The organism is Terrihabitans soli, assembly GCF_014191545.1.
Classification (GTDB): domain Bacteria; phylum Pseudomonadota; class Alphaproteobacteria; order Rhizobiales; family Methylopilaceae; genus Flaviflagellibacter; species Flaviflagellibacter soli.
Genome location: NZ_AP023361.1, coordinates 1,675,491 through 1,692,581 on the forward strand (window position 1 = coordinate 1,675,491; position 17,091 = coordinate 1,692,581).

The following is a 17,091-nucleotide window of genomic DNA, read 5'->3' on the forward strand; positions in this document are numbered from 1 at the left end:
GGCGTTTCCCTCCCGGCCCACCGGCACGATGATATTTTTTCGCGGGATCGCCGATGAGCCTGACTTCGGTTGCAACTCTCTTCGCCGCAGCGGGCGTTCTGCTCCTCGGAACTGTGGTCAACCGTTCGGTTCCGTTTCTGTCGCGTTACGCGATCCCCGATCCGATTACCGGCGGTCTGATTTTCGCGCTTGCCGCCTGGGGCGCGCAGGCTTTCGCCGGATTTGAGCTTCGCTTCGACCCCGTGGTGTCCGGCCCGCTGCTTCTTGCCTTCTTCGCGTCAGTGGGGCTGTCAGCGGACTTTCGCGATCTCGGCCGCGGCGGCCTGACTTTGATCCGCTATCTCCTCGTGCTCGCGCCCTTCGTTGCGCTGCAGAACGTCATCGGCATTTTCACGGCGCGGGCGATCGATCTGCCGCCGACCATGGGTCTGATCGTCGGCTCGATCACGCTCGTCGGCGGTCACGGCACGGGCGCGGCCTATGCCAGCCTGTTCGACACCAATTACAATCTGACGACTGCGTTGCCGATCGCGATGGCCGCGGCAACCTTCGGCCTCATTCTCGGCGGCGTTACCGGCGGTCCGGTCGGCAATACGATCATCACGCGGTTCAATCTGTCGGGTCAAAAGCCGCGCGGGAGAGGCAGGGAGAAGACGGAAGTTGAAATTATCACCGTCACGCATCTCATCTCGGCACTCGCGGCGATCACGATCTGCATGCTGATCGGCGATCAGCTTGCATCGCTTATGGCCGATGCCGTCGTAAAACTCCCGGCATTCGTATGGGCGCTGCTGACCGGGGTGATCCTTCGCAATGTATTCCAGATCGCCGGTATCTGGCGCATGAGCTCGCGTCCGACCGACCTTCTCGGCGGCATGGGGCTCGGCCTGTTTCTGGCGCTTGCAATGATGCAGTTGCGTCTCTGGGAGTTTGCCGATCTCGTCGGTCCGCTGGCGGTGATACTTATCGCACAGACGATCGCCTGTGCGGCCTATGCAATATTCGTCGCTTTTCCCGGCATGGGACGCGATTACGATGCGGCACTGATGGCGGCCGGCGTCATCGGCTTTTGCATGGGCTCGACCGCAACCGCTGTTGCCATCACGCAGGCTCTCGAGGCACGTCACGGACCAAGCCGCCAGGCGCGGCTCATCGTGCCGCTGACCGGCGCCTTCTTCATCGATCTCGTCAATGCCGCAATCCTTGCCGGCTTCCTGTCGATGCGGTGGTTTTCATGAAGCGCTTCCTACTCCTTCTTCCGGCGCTTTTCCTGGTTGCATGCGGCCGCAATCCCGATGCAGCACAGGTCCAGAAAGATATCGAGGAGCGGCTCAACGGCGCATTTCCGGATCGTATGCTGACCGTCGATAGCTTCGACCGTCAGGGCCGCATGGAGACGGGCGATGGTGTAACCGTCTTTTTCAAAACCCAGCTGAAGGTCGAACAGCCGCTCGATCTCGGAAAATGGGGCGGGCCGAATGCGCAGCTTCTCGCCGGTATCATGGGAGCGGGAACAAAAGGCATTGCCGGGCTGACGCAGGGCGGCAATCAGACCGGCGACCGTCTGACCGTGTTCGGCACGCTGCCTTACAAGAACAGCGGCGGCGCCTGGATTCCGGCGGCCGTACCTGGCCCGTCGGAGAAGCGCGTCGAAGGACCGCCAGGCCAGCTCACCGGCGCCGAGAGGCTTCTTGCCACGCTCGGCGACACGCTGCGCGCCGCACCATCCAATACCTCGCCGACCGGCTCGCGCATCGTCGAGGAAGAACTCGAAGGCGCCGTTCGTAACGTCAATGCTCGTCTCGCGCGGCTTGCCGCGGGCTATCCCGTTGCGGCCGGCCCGCCCGGCGGCAATTACGAGCGTCTGGCGAAATCTCTCGCCGCCGATGCTCAGCTGCAGGGCGTCAGGCTCGTGGTCATGCCGACAGCGGGCAGTGTCGAGAATGTTGCTCTGCTGCGTCAGCGCACGGCCGAGCTCGCCTTCATACAGGCTGATGTCGCAGCCCTGGCCACGGCCGGAAAGGGTGCCTTCGCCACGGCCGGCCCGTATGAAGGGCTGCGTGCACTCCTGGCGCTCTTTCCCGAGCAATTGCATATCATCGTGCGCGGCAATGATCGGGCCCAAAAACTGTCTGATCTGTCGGGACGCAAGGTTTCACTTGGTCTCGCAAACTCCGGCACGCGCGTAACCGCAACGACCGTGTTGTCAGCCGCGAAAGTGTCCGTCACCGAACCGCCCGGCACCGATACGCTCGATCCGCGCGCGGCGCTGACGGCGCTGAAAACCGGAGAGCTCGACGCGGTGTTCCTTGTCGGCGCCGCCCCCTTTCTTCCTGTCGTTGAAGCCTTCGGCACGGCGCCTTTGCGCCTTCTGCCGATCGAACCCGCGCTCGGCGAACGGCTGAAGCCGGAGGGCATCATCTCAATGCAAGTTCCGGCCCTTGCTTATCCTGGCCAGAAGGAAACCGTGTCGACGGTTGCCGTCGCAGCATTGCTCGCGATCGATTCAAGCCTGACCGAAGCCGAAGCGCGCCGCATCGGCGAGACGGCTCTCAATCGTGTCGGCGCGCGCGAGCGCGATGCACTGTCTCTTATGGTCACGCCGGCAACCGCCGGGCTCGGAATACCCGTGCCGCTGCATCCGGCGGCCGCTGCTCTTCCGGGCATAAGCCCACGCTGAATTTAAAGGTCAAAAATGGGGACTGGGATATGCCGAAACTGAAAACGCTCATCGCGGCGATGCTCTTCTGCGCCGTCGCTGCGCCGGTCATGGCGCAGACCATCAGCTATGGCGAGGCCATCGATAAATTGGTCGCGGCCTGCGGCGCCGATGTCGACAAATACTGCAAGGATGTCCGGCTCGGCGGCAACCGCATCCAGGACTGCCTGTCCGCCAATGCCGGTGTATCCGGCATCTGCAAGGTGACTCTCAACGAGGTAAACGAGCTTCTGCAAAAGCGGGCGGCCGCGCAAGCCGCGGTGCCGCAGCTCTGCAAATCCGAAGCGAAGCGTCTGTGCGAGAATTTTCGCGAGGGGCGGGGGCGTATCCTGCGCTGCCTGACGCGCGAAGAAAACGCACGCAACGTCTCAAAGGAATGCAACACGGCCATCACCAATGCCGGCTGGCGCTGAAGCGCTTTTCTATTCGGGGGATAAGAACGATGAAAAATTCCACGCTTCTTCTGGCGCTGAGCGGCTTTCTCCTGCCGTCGGCGGTCTCGGCACAATCGGCCGTCTCTTATGGCGAGATCCTGCAAAGCCTCGGGGGCAGTGTCCCTGCCGTGCACGCGGCGGGCGTCGATGTCGAACTTCTGCGTCAGGACATCACCAAACGCATAATCGCCGAGGGCAAAGGTACCGAGAACGCCGCAAGCCCGCCGCCCGTGCTGCAGGAACTGGCGCGCCTTCCCAATCTCACCCTCGTCATCGAATTCGATTTCGACAGCGACCGCATCCGCCCGCAATCCTACCCCACGATCGCCCGCATTGCGGATGCGCTCCACCATCCGGTTCTGCTCGGCTACCGTTTCATGGTCGCCGGCCATACTGACGGGAAGGGAACACGCGAATACAATCTCGATCTCAGCCAGCGCCGCGCCAACGCCGTGGTCGAGGCTCTGGTCACCACATTCCGGATCGAGCCGGACCGGCTCGGAGCGCTCGGCCTCGGCGAGGAGCAGCTCCGGGTGCCGGGCGATCCGGAGGGCGCGGTCAACAGGAGGGTCCAAATCCTCAATCTCGGGCCGCTCTAAGCCCCGGTGGGGAGCCCGAAATTCGCCCTCAGTGCACGCCGCTCGCGCGTAAAAGTTTATCCCGTTTCAAGGTTTGTCTGAGACACTCGCGCCATTAAATCCAGGGACTTGGGCGCATCCCTTTGTCGGCGTTAGATTTTCCCAGTTTCGGACCGCGCAAGGCCTTGCTTCCCCTTCGGCAGCAGGTACGCATAGCCACGGTCCTTGTCTGCCTTGGCCTCATTGTCACGGCCTGGATCCTCCTGTCCCAGGCACGCACCGCAGCCCTCAATGCCGCCGAGGTGACCACCCGCAATCTCGTTGGCATGCTGACTCAGCATACGGAGCGGACTTTCGACTCCGTCGACATGCTGCTGCGGATCGTTGCCCGCGAACTCGGCCCCCGCCCGGAAGACCCGATCCGCAAATCGGAGCTGGCGGCAAAAGTCGCCCAGCTCGCGCAGGATCTGCCGCACATCATGTCGGTAAGACTCCTGGACCCGGACAACGCAACGCCGCTGTTTGAGTTCTTCCGCACGAGCCCGACCGGCCGCTCCGCCGATCCGGAAGCTTTGGCCATTCACGCCTCGAACCACTATCTCGGCCTGCAGATCGGCCATCCCTATTACGATGAGACGGGCAGGGCCTGGGTTGTCGGCGTCAGCCGTCGAGTCAGCGGTCAGGAAGGCGTTCCCGGCCTTGTCGTCCAGGCGCTTCTCAATCTCGAATATCTGCAAAGCTTCTACGGCTCGATCGATATGGGCCACGACGCCTCGATCAGCGTCATCCGCGAAGACGGCATCATGATCGCGCGCCGGCCGTTCAATCCGGCCGATATCGGCCGGGATGTGTCGAAAGCACTGTGGCCCAGCATCGGCGACCGCAATCGCGGCAATTATCACATCACCGCGCTGACGGACGGCATCACGCGCATTTACGGATTCCAGCGGCTCGACCGCACGCCGCTTGTCATTACGGCAGGTCTTTCTGAAGCAAGCATACTTGCCGAATGGCGCCAGGAAGCAACGCGCGCCATGGGCATTGCCGGCATGGCCGCGCTCGTCCTCATGATACTCGGCGAAGCGCTTGCCCGCCTGGTCGGCCACCGCGAAAAGGCCGAGCGCGACCTTATCCATGCCGCCAATCACGATAGCCTGACCGGCCTCAGCAATCGCGCGGCGTTTCAGGAACGTCTCGACGCCGCCGTCGCCAACAGCGATCTTCCTTTGTGCGTTCTTCTGCTCGACCTCGACGAGTTCAAGGCCATCAACGACACGCTCGGCCACGATGCGGGCGACTCGCTTTTGTGCGCTGCCGCGGTGCGCCTGACACGCATCGTGCCGAACCGCGGCTTTGTCGCGCGCCTTGGCGGCGACGAATTTGCGATCGTGGTGCCCGATGCGCTCGAAGTCGGACGCATCACGGCACGCAGCATTTTGGCTTCGCTCCGTCAGCCTTTCCCCTATCAGGGCCAGACCGTCATGACGGCCGCGAGCATCGGCATCGCCGTGTTTCCGGAGCATGGCCGCAATGCAAGCGATCTTTTGAAGAACGCCGACATCGCGATGTATGCCGCCAAAGAGGGTGGCCGCGGACGCTATGCCGTTTTTGAACCGGCCATGCGCACCGAGATTCTGCAGCGCATCGAACTGCACGAGGATGTCAAAGCCGGCATCGAAGAGGATCTTTTCGTCCCGTTCTATCAGCCGCAGATTTCGCTGCGCAGCGGGGAGATTTCTGGCTTTGAGGCACTGGCGCGCTGGCGTCATCCCGTGAAGGGGCTTCTCGGACCGGCGGCGTTCGGCTCGGCCTTCGAAAACCATGATCTTGCGATCGCGATGGGCCGCAAACTGTTCCGCCACATCATGAGCGATGTGAAGGATTGGGTCGCCTCGGGACTTGCATTCACGCGCGTCGCCATCAATGCGGCCGCCGCCGAGCTCGACCATCCGGACTATGCGTCCTGGGTGCTGAACGAGCTCATGACCTCGCAGATACCGCCGCACTATATCGAGATCGAAGTGACCGAAGGCGTGCTGTTCGGCAAAACCTTCGATCGAGTGCAGGAAAACCTTTTGCGCCTGCACGGGGCGGGCGTTCGTATTTCGCTCGACGATTTCGGCACCGGCTATGCCTCACTGACCCACCTCAAACGTTTCCCAATCAGCGCGCTTAAGATCGACCGCAGTTTCGTGCACAGCCTCGACAGCAACGGCATCGATGGCAGCATCGTCACCGCGGTTGCCGATCTCGCGCGGGCGCTGAAGGTCGAGGTCATCGCCGAAGGCGTCGAGCAGGAATATCAGGCGGAGTTTTTGAAGAAAGCCGGCTGCACGCACGCGCAGGGCTATTTCTTCGCAAAGCCGATGGCCTCGTCGCGCGTGCCGCATTTCATCGAAAGCCATGCCGGCACCTCCGGCGATTTCCGCATAGCGGGGCGCGCATGATCCGCACAGCACTCCGCGTCTTTGGCGCAACAACCCTTCTTCTGCTTGCCGGCCACGGTCCGGCCGCGGCCTGGCAGCCTGACCGCGCCATCCGCGTCATCGTACCGTTCGCCGCCGGCGGACCGAGCGACACGATCGCCCGCATAGTTGCGACGGAAATGTCCGCGGTGCTGCATCAGCCGGTCTATATCGACAATATTCCGGGGGCAGGCGGCGCCACGGGCGTCAAGCGCTTCCTCGAAGAGGCCTATGACAGCCACACGCTGCTGGTCGGGCATATGGGTACGCACGGGGCGGCGCCTGCGCTGAAATCGGATATCGGCTACGACCCGGTCAAAGACTTTGCGGCAATCGGTCTTGCGGCCTCGACGCCCATGGTCATTACGGTTGCGCCCAAGCTCGGCGTGAAGGATCTGGCCGGTCTCTCGGTCCTAATGCGCACGCGCGGCTCGGAAATGCACATCGCCCATGCGGGCCAGGGTTCGGTGTCGCATGCCGCGGCCATGCTGTTGCAATCCTCGTTCGGAACGACTGCGGCTTTGTCGTCCTATCAGGGCACAGGACCCGCGCTGAACGATCTTCTCGCCGACAAGGTCGACATCCTGATCGATCAGATCGTCAATATCGCGCCGGCGATCGCGGCCAAGCGCGTGCAGGCTTTAGCGGTGGTCGGCTCGCGCCGTTCGGAAATCCTGCCCAGCGTCGCGGCCACGGGCGAACTCGGCTTCAATGTGGAAATGAATGCCTGGAACGCCTTCTTCGCAAAAAAAGATACGCCGCCGGATGAAATCGCAACGATCAACGCCGCCCTGCGCTATGCCCTCAACGATCCGCGCAGCCGTGCGCGGTTGCTCGATCTCGGCGCCGACATACCGGACGATGACGCAGGCACGCCCGGCGCCCTGGCCAAGCTCGTGAAAGAGGAGGTCGAACGCTGGGCCGAGCCCCATCTCGAAATTCGGCGATAGACCTCGATCAAAGGAATAATATCCACCCTACGCCGAATCCCTCCGCCGCGTGGTATACAGGCGCCCCAGTTTTGACACTTTGGGCAGGCTTCCGTGTTAACGGACGGCGTCCAGGGACGGGGTTTGATGCACCGCGCATTTTCGGCGGCAGCTGACGGGGAGGGGAAACCCTTCGATTTCCGGGCTTTTTCCCGCGTCGCCACCCTTGGCGCGGCAGCACTGCTGCTCGCCGCCTGTTCCGGCAAATCCATGATCGATCCGCGGCTCGGCGTCGCCGCCAGCCCGAAAATTGTGGAAGAAGGCGCGCCCGTGCCGAAGGGCGGAGGCCAGGAAAAGGCCGGCGAAGCCTATAAAGTCGCCGGCAAGACCTACCATCCCGACGGCAATCCCGAAGGCTATTCGGAAGAGGGGCTCGCCTCCTGGTACGGTTCGGCCTTCCACGGCCGCATGACCGCCAATGGCGAAATCTTCGATATGGGCTCGATCTCGGCCGCCCATCCGACCCTACCGCTGCCCTCTTATGCGCGGGTCACCAACGTCAATAACGGCAAGAGCATCATCGTCCGCGTCAACGATCGCGGGCCCTATCACGGCAATCGGGCGCTCGATGTTTCGCAGCGCGTCGCCGAAGTGCTCGATTTCAAGCAGCGCGGCATGGCGCGCGTGAAGATCGATTATGTCGGCCCGGCTTCGCTGAAGGGCAGTGACGATGAGAAGCTGATGGCGACCTTCCGTGAAAACGGCATGGAGCCGACAACGGCCATCGCCGGCCTTGCGCCGTCTGCGCCGAGTCCGGCTCTTGCGACGACCGGCCAGACCCCGCCGAACCTTCCGGCGCCCCCGCCGCAACAGACCGCCTACAACACGCCCGTGACGACGCCGTCCAACGTCTCAAAGCGTATCGATGCGGGCTTTGGCGGCATGACCAGCCCGCAGCCGCTGCGCCAGCAGAGCAGCGGCACCCTGGTCGAACCGGTCCTCAGCGGTTTTGCCTTCAATCCTTCGGCTCTTAGCGGCCTTCGCTGAATTCCCCCATTGGACGCGTGCGCGGCCCGCGCTAAACCAGCGCTGGGATGAGTCTGCGGCTTCACATGCTTGAGAGACTGACACGGCGGATCGGCGAGGGGCTGGTGGCGGCGGCGCTTGTGCTGCCGGTTTGGGCGCTGCCGGCTCTGGCGCAGCCGGCCGTAGCGCCGATCTTCGAGACGGATGCGCGCCAGGCAATCCTCATCGATTCCACCAATGATGCGGTGCTCTACACCAAAGAGCCGGACGCCCCGTTTGCTCCGGCAAGCCTTGCCAAGCTGATGACGCTAGCCGTCACCTTCGACGAGATCAAACGCGGCTTCCTGACGCCGACGGCGCCTTTCACCGTATCGCAGAACGCCTGGCGGACCGGCGGCGCACCGGCACGCACGACCACCATGTTCGCGCGTGTCGGCAGCGAAGTGACGGTGAAGGATCTCATCCGCGGCACGGCCATCGTCGTCGCCAATGACGGCGCCATCGCTTTGGCCGAAGGCATCGCTGGATCGGAAGAGAAGTTCGCCGAACGCATGAATGCGATGGCCAAAGAAATGGGCCTGACATCCTCGGTGTTCGTCAACTCGACAGGGCTTCCGGCGCCGGGTGCGCGGACATCGGTGCGCGATCTGGCCCGCATCGCCCAATGGGTCATCACGCGCAATCCCGACATGTATCCCGTCTTCTCCGAGCCCGAGATCGATTTCGGCGGCGTGCGCCAGCTCAATCGAAATCCTTTGATGGGCCAGTATGAGGGCACCGACGGCATGCTCATCGGCTCGATCGCCGGCGAGGGGCACATCATCGTCGCGTCCGCCGTGCGCGGCGGCAAAAGGCTGATCGCCGTTCTCGGCGGGCTTGCCGATGAGAAGGTGCGCCTACGCGCCACAAGCGCGCTGCTCGACTGGGGCTTCACCGGCTATATCGACCGCGATCTCTTTGCCAAGGGCGATATGGTGGCGACCGCGCAGGTGTTCGGCGGAACGCAAGGCTCGGTCAAACTCGTCGCTCAGGAAAAGGTGACGCTGCCGGTGCCGAAAGACGGCAATAGCCGGATCAGCGCGCGCGTCGTCTATCGCGGGCCGATTACCGCGCCCGTCTCGAGAGGCGATCGCATCGGGGTGCTGCGCATCTGGCGCGACAATCTCCTGCAGCGCGAAGTGCCGCTGATCGCCGACGAGAACATCGAGGAAGGCTCGCTCTTCCAGCGCGCCTTCGACGCCGGTTATGAGATCATCGCCGGAGCGTTGCATCCTTACGCCGTAAAGCTCTTTCCATGGCTTTTCACCGGTGGCTGACATGACCGCGGGGCGCCGCCGCTTCATCACGTTCGAAGGCGGCGAGGGCGCCGGCAAGAGCACGCAGGTCGATCGCCTTGCGGCAAGGCTGCGCGCCCGCGGCCAGGAAGTCGTGACGACGCGCGAGCCGGGCGGCTCGCCGACCGCCGAGAAATTCCGCAACATCGTTCTGTCCGGACAGGCCAAGCAGTTCGGCGCTTTCGCCGAGACGACTCTGTTTGCGGCGGCAAGGCTCGATCATCTGCGCGAAACCATCGAACCGGCGCTCCGCCGCGGCGCCTGGGTGATCTGCGACCGCTTCATGGATTCGACGCGCGCCTATCAGGGCGCGCTCGGCAAAATCAAACCCGGCGTCATGCGCGCGCTCGAATTCGTCACCGTCGGCGACACGGTGCCGGGGCTGACTCTGCTACTCGATCTGCCGCCGGAAGATGGGCTGAAGCGCGCCGCCAAGCGCGGCATGGGCCGCAGGGCCGACCGGTTCGAAAGCGAAGACATAGATTATCACCGTTCGCTGCGCCGCGCCTTCCTCGACATCGCCGCCGAAGAGCCGAAGCGCATCCACACCATCGACGCCCAGAAATCGCCGGACGAAGTCGCCCAGGCGGTATGGGACGATGTGGCGAAAACCTTCGCGCTCGAAAAGTCCCGCGTATGAGCGACGGCGAACTCCTCGATCACGACCGGCTGGACGAGGCGCCGCATCCGCGCGCCACTTTCCATCTCATCGGCCACAAAGCCGCCGAGCAGACTTTGCTCGACGCCTACCGCTCCGGCCGCATGCACCATGCCTGGATCATCGGCGGAGAAGAGGGGATCGGCAAAGCGACGCTCGCTTACCGTCTCGCCCGCTTCATCTTCGCCCATCCCGAACCCGCCGCACCGGATGTCGTGGAAGCCAAAGATCTCGAGGTTGATCCGAACGTGCCCGCCGCACGGCGCATGGCGCAGCAGGCGCATCCCGATCTCTTCGTTCTGAAGCGCGGGCTCACCAAAGACGGCCGCTCGCTGATGGGCGAGATTTCGGTCGCGGAAGCGCGCCGCGCCGTGAACTTCTTTTCGACGACGGCGGGCGAGGGCGGCTGGCGCATCACGATCGTCGATACCGCCGACGACCTCAACACCAATGCCGCAAACGCTCTGCTCAAGGTTCTGGAAGAGCCGCCGCCGCGCTCGCTGTTTCTCATCCTGTCGTCGGCGCCCAAGCGCCTGCTGCCGACGATCCGCTCGCGCTGCCGCACGCTGCTTCTGAAGCCGCTGTCCGATGAAGACGTGACCGGCGTTCTGAAAAACCTGCCCGAGCTCGCCGGTGACACCGATCCGGACGAGCTTTCGCGGATCGCCGGGGCGGCACAAGGCTCAGTGCGGCGGGCGGCCGCCCTTCTGGCCGAGGACAGCCTTGCTCTTCACGACCAGATCGCGGCCCTTCTGAACCGCCTGCCGGATCTCGACCCGAGCGCCCTTCATGCCCTGGCTGAAAAGCTGGCGGGACGGGAAGGAACAGCCTCTTTCGAGCTCTTCATCGGAGCCATTCAGGACTGGCTTCATGAGCGGCTAACCCTCGGAGCCGCAAGGCAAGATGCCCGCCTTGCGGCCTGGGCAACCGTATGGGAGAAAACCGGCCGTGCAGCCCGTGAGGCCGAGATCTACAATCTCGACAGACGCCCGCTGGTCTTTGCGATCTTTTCCGATCTCGCCGCAGCTCAGCGCGGCTGATCCCGGCAGGTTTATTCGTTCAGGGCGCTATGGCCGACAAGAGCTATTACATCACCACCGCGATCGCCTATCCGAACGGCGCGCCGCATATCGGCCACGCCTATGAGGCGATTGCGACCGATGTGATCGCGCGCTTCCAGCGCCTCGACGGCAAAGACGTGTTCTTCATGACGGGCGCCGACGAGCACGGCATCAAGATGCTGCAGACGGCGCAGAAGGCAGGCATCACGCCGGCCGAACTCGTCGAAAAGAACGTCCCGCAATTTCAGGCCATGTGCGAGCGGCTGAACATCGGCTTCGACCGCTATATCCGCACGACCGAACCCGCCCATCACAAAAGCTCCCAGGCGATCTGGGAGAAGATGGAGAAAGCGGGCGATATCTATCTTGACACCTATGCCGGCTGGTATTCGGTGCGCGACGAGGCGTTTTACGCTGAAGACGAAACCACGCTGAACGGCGATATGCGCGTCGGCCCGCAAGGCACGCCTGTCGAATGGGTCGAAGAGAAGAGCTATTTCTTCAAGCTGTCCGCCTATCAGGACCGCTTGCTCAAGCTCTATGCCGACATTCCCGATTTCATCGGGCCGGATGCGCGGCGCAACGAGATCGTCAGTTTCGTGAAGGGCGGGCTGCAGGATCTCTCCATCAGCCGCACGACGTTCGACTGGGGCATCAAAGTGCCCGGCGCACCCGAACACATCATGTATGTGTGGGTCGACGCCCTGACAAACTATATCACCGGCGTCGGCTATCCCGATACGGACTCCGCGTCCTTCAAGAAATTCTGGCCCGCCGATGTTCACATCATCGGCAAGGACATTATCCGTTTCCACGCCGTCTACTGGCCGGCCTTCCTGATGTCGGCCGGGCTCGAAATTCCGAAGCGCGTGTACGCACACGGATTTTTGTTCAACAAGGGCGAGAAGATGTCGAAGTCGGTCGGCAATGTGATCGACCCCTTCACTTTGGCCGACGCTTACGGCGTCGATCCGGTGCGCTATTTCTTCCTGCGCGAAGTGCCGTTCGGCCAGGACGGCAATTACAGCCATGAAGCCATCGTCCAGCGCATCAATGCCGATCTCGCCAACGATCTCGGCAATCTTGCGCAACGTTCGCTGTCGATGATCGGCAAGAATTGCGGCGCGAAAGTTCCGCAGCCGGGCGACTTCAGCGAAGCCGACAAGGCCATCATCGCCTCCGCCGATGCGCTGATCGCAGAGGCGCGGGGTGCCATGAAGCAATTCGCGCTGCACACAATGCTGGGATCGATCTGGAAGGTTGTTGCCGACGCCAACCGCTATTTCGCGTCCGAAGAGCCCTGGAAGCTGAAAGACAATCCGGCGCGGCGCGATACGGTTCTTTATACGACGATCGAAGTCCTACGCACCGTCGCGATCCTGACTTTGGCCGTCACGCCAACGGCTTCCGGCAAACTCCTCGATCTTCTCGGCGTGCCGGAAGGGGCCCGCACTTTCGCCTCGCTCGGGGAAGGGGGCCGCCTCAAAGCCGGCACTGATCTTCCGGCGCCCGCGCCTATTTTCCCGCGCTATGTCGAGCCGGAGGCTGAGGCGTGATTGTCGACAGCCATTGCCATCTCGACTTTCCGGACTTCGCCAAGGACCGCGACGGTGTCGTCGCGCGCGCCAAAGCGGCCGGCGTCGGGGCGATGGTGACGATCTCGACGCGGGTGAAGAAGTTCGAGCAGGTACGGGACATCATCGAGAGCTATGACAATGTTTTCGGGTCTGTCGGCACGCATCCACACAATGCCGATGAGGAGCTCGATGTAACGGTCGAGGATCTCATCCGATTCAGCGAGCACCCGAAGATCGTGGCCATCGGCGAAGCAGGGCTCGACTATCACTACGATCATTCGCCGCGCGAGGCGCAGGCGACGGGCTTCCGCACCCATATCGCAGCGGCCCGGCAGACGGGCCTGCCGCTCGTCATCCATGCGCGCGAAGCCGATGAAGACATGATCCGCATCCTCGAAGAGGAAGCGGAAAAGGGCACTTTCCCGGCGGTGCTGCACTGCTTCTCATCGGGCGCGGAACTGGCCCGGCGCGGCGTTGCGCTCGGCCATTACGTCTCGTTTTCGGGCATTCTGACGTTCAAGAATTCTCAGGGTGTGCGCGATATCGCCGCCGAAGTTCCGGCGGATCGCATCCTCGTCGAGACCGATGCGCCCTATCTGGCGCCCATGCCGCATCGCGGCAAAACCAATGAGCCGGCCTATACCGCGCTGACCGCCAAAGTGCTCGGCGAAGTGCGCGGCTGGAGCCTTGATGAGACCGCAAGGCGCACCACAGAAAACTTCTCCAACCTGTTCAAAAAAGTGCCGAAAAGTGCGCTCGGCCTCAGCGGCGAGGCGGCGGCGTGAGCCTGTCCGTCACGATCCTCGGCTGCGGCTCGTCGGGCGGCGTGCCGCGCGTCGCACAGGGCTGGGGCAAATGCGATCCGCTGGAGCCGCGCAACCGCCGCCGGCGCTGTTCGATCCTGGTGAAGCGCGCGAATGAGCGTGGCGATGTCACCAATGTCCTGGTCGACACATCGCCCGATCTGCGCGAGCAGATGATCGGCGCAAACGTCCTCAATCTCGACGGCGTTCTGTTCACGCACGATCATGCCGACCACACGCACGGCATCGACGATCTGAGGCCTTATTACGTTCAGACGCGCAAGCGCATGGATGTGTGGCTCGATCCCGGCACATCGCCCGAACTGCGCCAGCGCTTTTCCTATGTCTTCGAGACAGCGCCGGGCTCGGATTATCCGCCGATCCTCAACGAGCATCACATGGTGCCGGGAGAGCTGACGAACGTTTCAGGACAGGGCGGAGAGGTCTCGGCCATGCCGTTCCGGCTGCCGCACGGCACCGTGGAGGCGCTCGGACTGCGCTTCGGCAAGATGGCCTATACGCCCGATCTCAGCGCCATTCCGGACGACGCTTTGGGCTATCTGAAAGGGCTCGATCTGTGGATCGTCGATGCGCTGCGCATCGCGCCGCATCCGAGCCATTTCACGCTGCAGGAAGCTCTGGGATGGATCGAACAATTGGCGCCCAAACGCGCTGTCCTCACCAATCTGCACACCGATCTCGACTACGAGACGCTCAAGAGAAGCGTGCCGGAGAATGTCGAGCCGGCCTATGACGGCCTGACGCTCGATTTCGAGTGAAAGCGGCCTGAGGGCGCTAAAGTGCTGACAATTTGAAGCAATTTCCGTGAGGCCAGGCCCGCTGTGGACCCATTCTCACGTTCCATAATATATCTTATGCGACTTGGCTATGCGGGCCAAAGGGGGTGTGGAACGGCAACGCGAAATCATCCGCGCCTCGCCGCATCGATCTTGGCGACGTCGATCTTCTGCATCGTCATCATCGCATCGAAGGCGCGCTTGGCTTCGCTCCCGCCCGCCGCCATTGCCTCCATCAAAGTGCGCGGCGTGATCTGCCAGTTGAGACCCCATCTGTCCTTGCACCAGCCGCAATCGCTTTCCTTGCCGCCATTGCCGACAATGGCGTTCCAATAGCGGTCCGTCTCCGCCTGGTCCTCGGTCGAAATCTGGAAGGAAAAAGCCTCGGTCTGTTTGAACGCCGGGCCGCCATTGAGGCCGATGCAAGCAACGCCGGCGACGGTGAACTCGACCATCAGCACATCGCCCGTCTTGCCGCTTGGATAGTCTCCCGGTGCATGATGGACCTTGCCCATCGAGCTATTGGGAAACGTCGCGGCATAGAACCGGGCCGCAGCCTCGGCATCTTTGTCGTACCAGAGGCAGATCGTATTTTTTGCTGTCACGCAGTCCTCCCAAGCCTCGGCTGTTAACCCCAGCCTACGATTAAAACGGATGGTGGCACCGATGGTTTCTCACGGCGCGCCTAGTTCGGCAGCGTGTCCTTGAAGATCCTTCCGTCCTTCATGATGACAAGAAAATTCTTCGCCGGATCTGAGACGAGATCGAGCTTTTCGAGCGGGTTTCCGTCGACCAGAAGAAGGTCCGCCAGCGCGCCTTTTTCGACGACGCCCAGCCTCCCCGGATACGGATTTCGAAGCCCCGACATCTGCAGCAGCTCGCCGTTTGTCGATGTCGCCATGGTCAGGATCTCGGCCGGCGTGAACCAGCGCAAAAGATCGACCAGCGCATGCCCCTGGCGCTGCGCTAAAGCCTGCGAGAACAGGATGTCGGTCCCGAACGCGGTCTTGATCTTGTACTTCTTGACGAAGCCATAGAGCCGGTCGGTGCCGGCGACGACCTGGCGCATCTGCGCCTGCTGCGGCGGCGGCAATGCCGCCGCGCCGCCGAGATCGACAAAGGGCTGCGTGCTGAGCCAGATGCCCTTCTCCGCCACCAGCTTTGCTGTCTCTTCGTCCATCAGATGGCCGTGCTCGATGCATTTGACGCCGGCAGCGATCGAGCGCCGGACCGCTGCGGATGTATAGGCGTGCGTGCAGACATAGGTGCCCCAGTTTTCCGCGGCTTCGACCCCGGCGCGCAGCTCTTCCTCGGTGAAGGTCGAGACATCGAGCGGGCTGAAAGGCGAGGCGACGCCCCCACCCGCGGAAAGCTTGATCTGTGAAGCACCGAGCATCAGCTGTTCGCGCGCCCGCATCCGCACCTCGTCTGGACTGTCTGCAATCGCGCTGCCGCCGATCAGCTCCGCACGGGTCAGCGGTCCGCCGGGAGTTCTCGGCAGATCGGTGAGCTGACGGAAGTCGCCATGGCCGCCGGTGACGGAAATCATCGCACCCGACGGGTAGATGCGCGGCCCCGGCAAAACGCCTTCATCAATTGCGCGCTTCAGCGAAAAAGCCGGGCCGGCGAGATCGCGCACGGTGGTGAAGCCGCGCATCAGAGTGTCATTTGCTTCCGCCCCGGCCAGCAGCGTCGTGTAGCCGACATCACTGCCGAGCATGATGGCCGGCGTCGGCCGCACGAGCATCGCATGCCAGTGCATGTCCATGAGGCCGGGCATCAAGGTCCGCCCGCCTCCGTCGATAATGCGGGTCTGCGCGCTGCGGTCGACCGGGATGGGAGATGACGAAATCTGATCGATCAGAGTGCCGCGGATCAGCACATTCACAGGTCCGGACAGCGCCGGACTTTTTCCGTCGAAAACCCTGACATTGTTGAAGAGAATGGTGTTGGGCTGCTGGGCAACGGCCGCGTCCGGAAGGACTAGAACCAGGACCGAAAACGCGAGAAAAGCGCGAAGAAACGAGATCATGGGCGGCCTCCCTTCTTCGTCAGGCTAGCATGCAATTCTCGACTTCAGAGTGAATTGTCCTTGCTCCGCAATCGCTAAAACTTGGCCGGATTTGAAAGCGCTTTTGCCGCTTGCGGTTACATCGACGTTCCCTCTGGCGCAACGCACCCGAGGCACCCTATTTCTCGTCTATGACGACACCTTCCACCCCTCCCTCCACCGGCCCGATCGACCCCGGCACCCGCATCGGCCATGTCCATCTCAAGGTCGCCGATCTTGAGCGCGCACTCGGCTTTTATGTCGGCGTTCTCGGCTTTCAGCTCCAGCAGCGCTATGGCACGCAAGCGGCGTTCATTTCCGCCGGCGGCTATCACCATCACATCGGCCTGAACACCTGGGAAAGCCTTGGCGGTCCGCCGCCCGCTCCCGGAACCACGGGCCTTTATCACACGGCCATTCTCTATCCGACGCGCGCCGCCCTCGCTGATGCGCTGCGTCGCCTAATCGCGGCGAACATCCCGCTTGATGGTGCGAGCGATCATGGCGTCAGCCAGGCGCTGTATCTGCGAGACCCGGACGGCACTGGCGTCGAGCTCTATTGGGACCGGCCGGAAGAAGAATGGCCGCGCACGCCGGACGGCGCGCTCGCTATGGTGACGAAGCGGCTCGACCTCGACGATCTGCTGGCTGCCTGAGCCC

At 62.9% G+C, this 17,091-nt stretch carries 16 protein-coding genes; 14 read left to right on the plus strand and 2 right to left on the minus strand.

Annotated elements, in window-relative coordinates; genetic code table 11:
* The first annotated feature begins 53 nt into the window (after positions 1-53).
* The 13 genes from gltS to IZ6_RS08750 all read left to right on the plus strand — a co-directional run bounded on the left by gltS (position 54) and on the right by IZ6_RS08750 (position 14,363).
* Positions 54-1,238, plus strand: coding sequence for a sodium/glutamate symporter (gene gltS, locus IZ6_RS08690; RefSeq protein WP_222874676.1), 1,185 nt, complete (start codon positions 54-56; stop codon positions 1,236-1,238).
* The gene (locus IZ6_RS08695) at positions 1,235-2,680 is read left to right on the plus strand and encodes a TAXI family TRAP transporter solute-binding subunit (protein ID WP_222874677.1); all 1,446 of its coding nucleotides are present in this window, start codon (positions 1,235-1,237) and stop codon (positions 2,678-2,680) included. Before gltS ends, IZ6_RS08695 begins: the two co-directional genes overlap by 4 nt.
* Before the next feature lie 29 nt (positions 2,681-2,709).
* On the plus strand, positions 2,710-3,132 hold the full coding sequence (locus tag IZ6_RS08700) for a hypothetical protein (RefSeq protein WP_222874678.1): 423 nt from the start codon (positions 2,710-2,712) through the stop codon (positions 3,130-3,132).
* A 29-nt stretch (positions 3,133-3,161) separates the two neighbouring features.
* Positions 3,162-3,752 carry an OmpA family protein gene (locus IZ6_RS08705; protein WP_222874679.1) on the plus strand — a complete coding sequence of 197 codons (591 nt, stop codon included), beginning with the start codon at positions 3,162-3,164 and terminating at the stop codon, positions 3,750-3,752.
* Positions 3,753-3,916: 164 nt separating this feature from the next.
* The gene (locus tag IZ6_RS08710; RefSeq protein WP_222874680.1) at positions 3,917-6,178 is read left to right on the plus strand and encodes a putative bifunctional diguanylate cyclase/phosphodiesterase; all 2,262 of its coding nucleotides are present in this window, start codon (positions 3,917-3,919) and stop codon (positions 6,176-6,178) included.
* Positions 6,175-7,146, plus strand: a complete 972-nt coding sequence (locus IZ6_RS08715) for a tripartite tricarboxylate transporter substrate-binding protein (RefSeq protein ID WP_222874681.1) — start codon at positions 6,175-6,177, stop codon at positions 7,144-7,146. Before IZ6_RS08710 ends, IZ6_RS08715 begins: the two co-directional genes overlap by 4 nt.
* Positions 7,147-7,272: 126 nt before the next feature.
* A complete protein-coding gene (locus IZ6_RS08720; protein WP_222874682.1) occupies positions 7,273-8,172 on the plus strand; it encodes a septal ring lytic transglycosylase RlpA family protein in 900 nt (299 codons plus the stop codon).
* 65 nt (positions 8,173-8,237) lie between these two features.
* On the plus strand, positions 8,238-9,467 hold the full coding sequence (locus IZ6_RS08725) for a D-alanyl-D-alanine carboxypeptidase family protein (RefSeq protein WP_222874683.1): 1,230 nt from the start codon (positions 8,238-8,240) through the stop codon (positions 9,465-9,467).
* 1 nt (position 9,468) lies between these two features.
* Positions 9,469-10,125 (plus strand): dTMP kinase, encoded by a 657-nt coding sequence (gene tmk, locus IZ6_RS08730; RefSeq protein WP_222874684.1) that lies wholly within the window; start codon positions 9,469-9,471, stop codon positions 10,123-10,125.
* On the plus strand, positions 10,122-11,183 hold the full coding sequence (locus IZ6_RS08735) for a DNA polymerase III subunit delta' (RefSeq protein ID WP_222874685.1): 1,062 nt from the start codon (positions 10,122-10,124) through the stop codon (positions 11,181-11,183). Before tmk ends, IZ6_RS08735 begins: the two co-directional genes overlap by 4 nt.
* A 29-nt stretch (positions 11,184-11,212) precedes the next feature.
* Entirely contained in the window at positions 11,213-12,760 is a 1,548-nt protein-coding gene (gene metG / locus IZ6_RS08740; protein WP_222874686.1) for a methionine--tRNA ligase, read from the plus strand.
* Positions 12,757-13,566, plus strand: coding sequence for a TatD family hydrolase (locus IZ6_RS08745; protein WP_222874687.1), 810 nt, complete (start codon positions 12,757-12,759; stop codon positions 13,564-13,566). The genes metG and IZ6_RS08745 overlap by 4 nt, the downstream gene beginning before the upstream one ends.
* Positions 13,563-14,363 carry an MBL fold metallo-hydrolase gene (locus IZ6_RS08750; protein ID WP_222874688.1) on the plus strand — a complete coding sequence of 267 codons (801 nt, stop codon included), beginning with the start codon at positions 13,563-13,565 and terminating at the stop codon, positions 14,361-14,363. Before IZ6_RS08745 ends, IZ6_RS08750 begins: the two co-directional genes overlap by 4 nt.
* Before the next feature lie 146 nt (positions 14,364-14,509).
* Here IZ6_RS08750 and IZ6_RS08755 read toward each other — a convergent pair whose 3' ends face one another.
* Both IZ6_RS08755 and IZ6_RS08760 read right to left on the minus strand, forming a co-directional pair.
* A complete protein-coding gene (locus IZ6_RS08755) occupies positions 14,510-14,986 on the minus strand; it encodes a VOC family protein (protein WP_222874689.1) in 477 nt (158 codons plus the stop codon).
* An 80-nt stretch (positions 14,987-15,066) separates the two neighbouring features.
* The gene (locus IZ6_RS08760; protein ID WP_222874690.1) at positions 15,067-16,413 is read right to left on the minus strand and encodes a metal-dependent hydrolase family protein; all 1,347 of its coding nucleotides are present in this window, start codon (positions 16,411-16,413) and stop codon (positions 15,067-15,069) included.
* Between the two features lie 170 nt (positions 16,414-16,583).
* Here IZ6_RS08760 and IZ6_RS08765 point away from each other — a divergent pair, with 170 nt between their 5' ends.
* Entirely contained in the window at positions 16,584-17,087 is a 504-nt protein-coding gene (locus IZ6_RS08765) for a VOC family protein (RefSeq protein WP_222874691.1), read from the plus strand.
* The last annotated feature ends 4 nt before the right edge of the window (positions 17,088-17,091 follow it).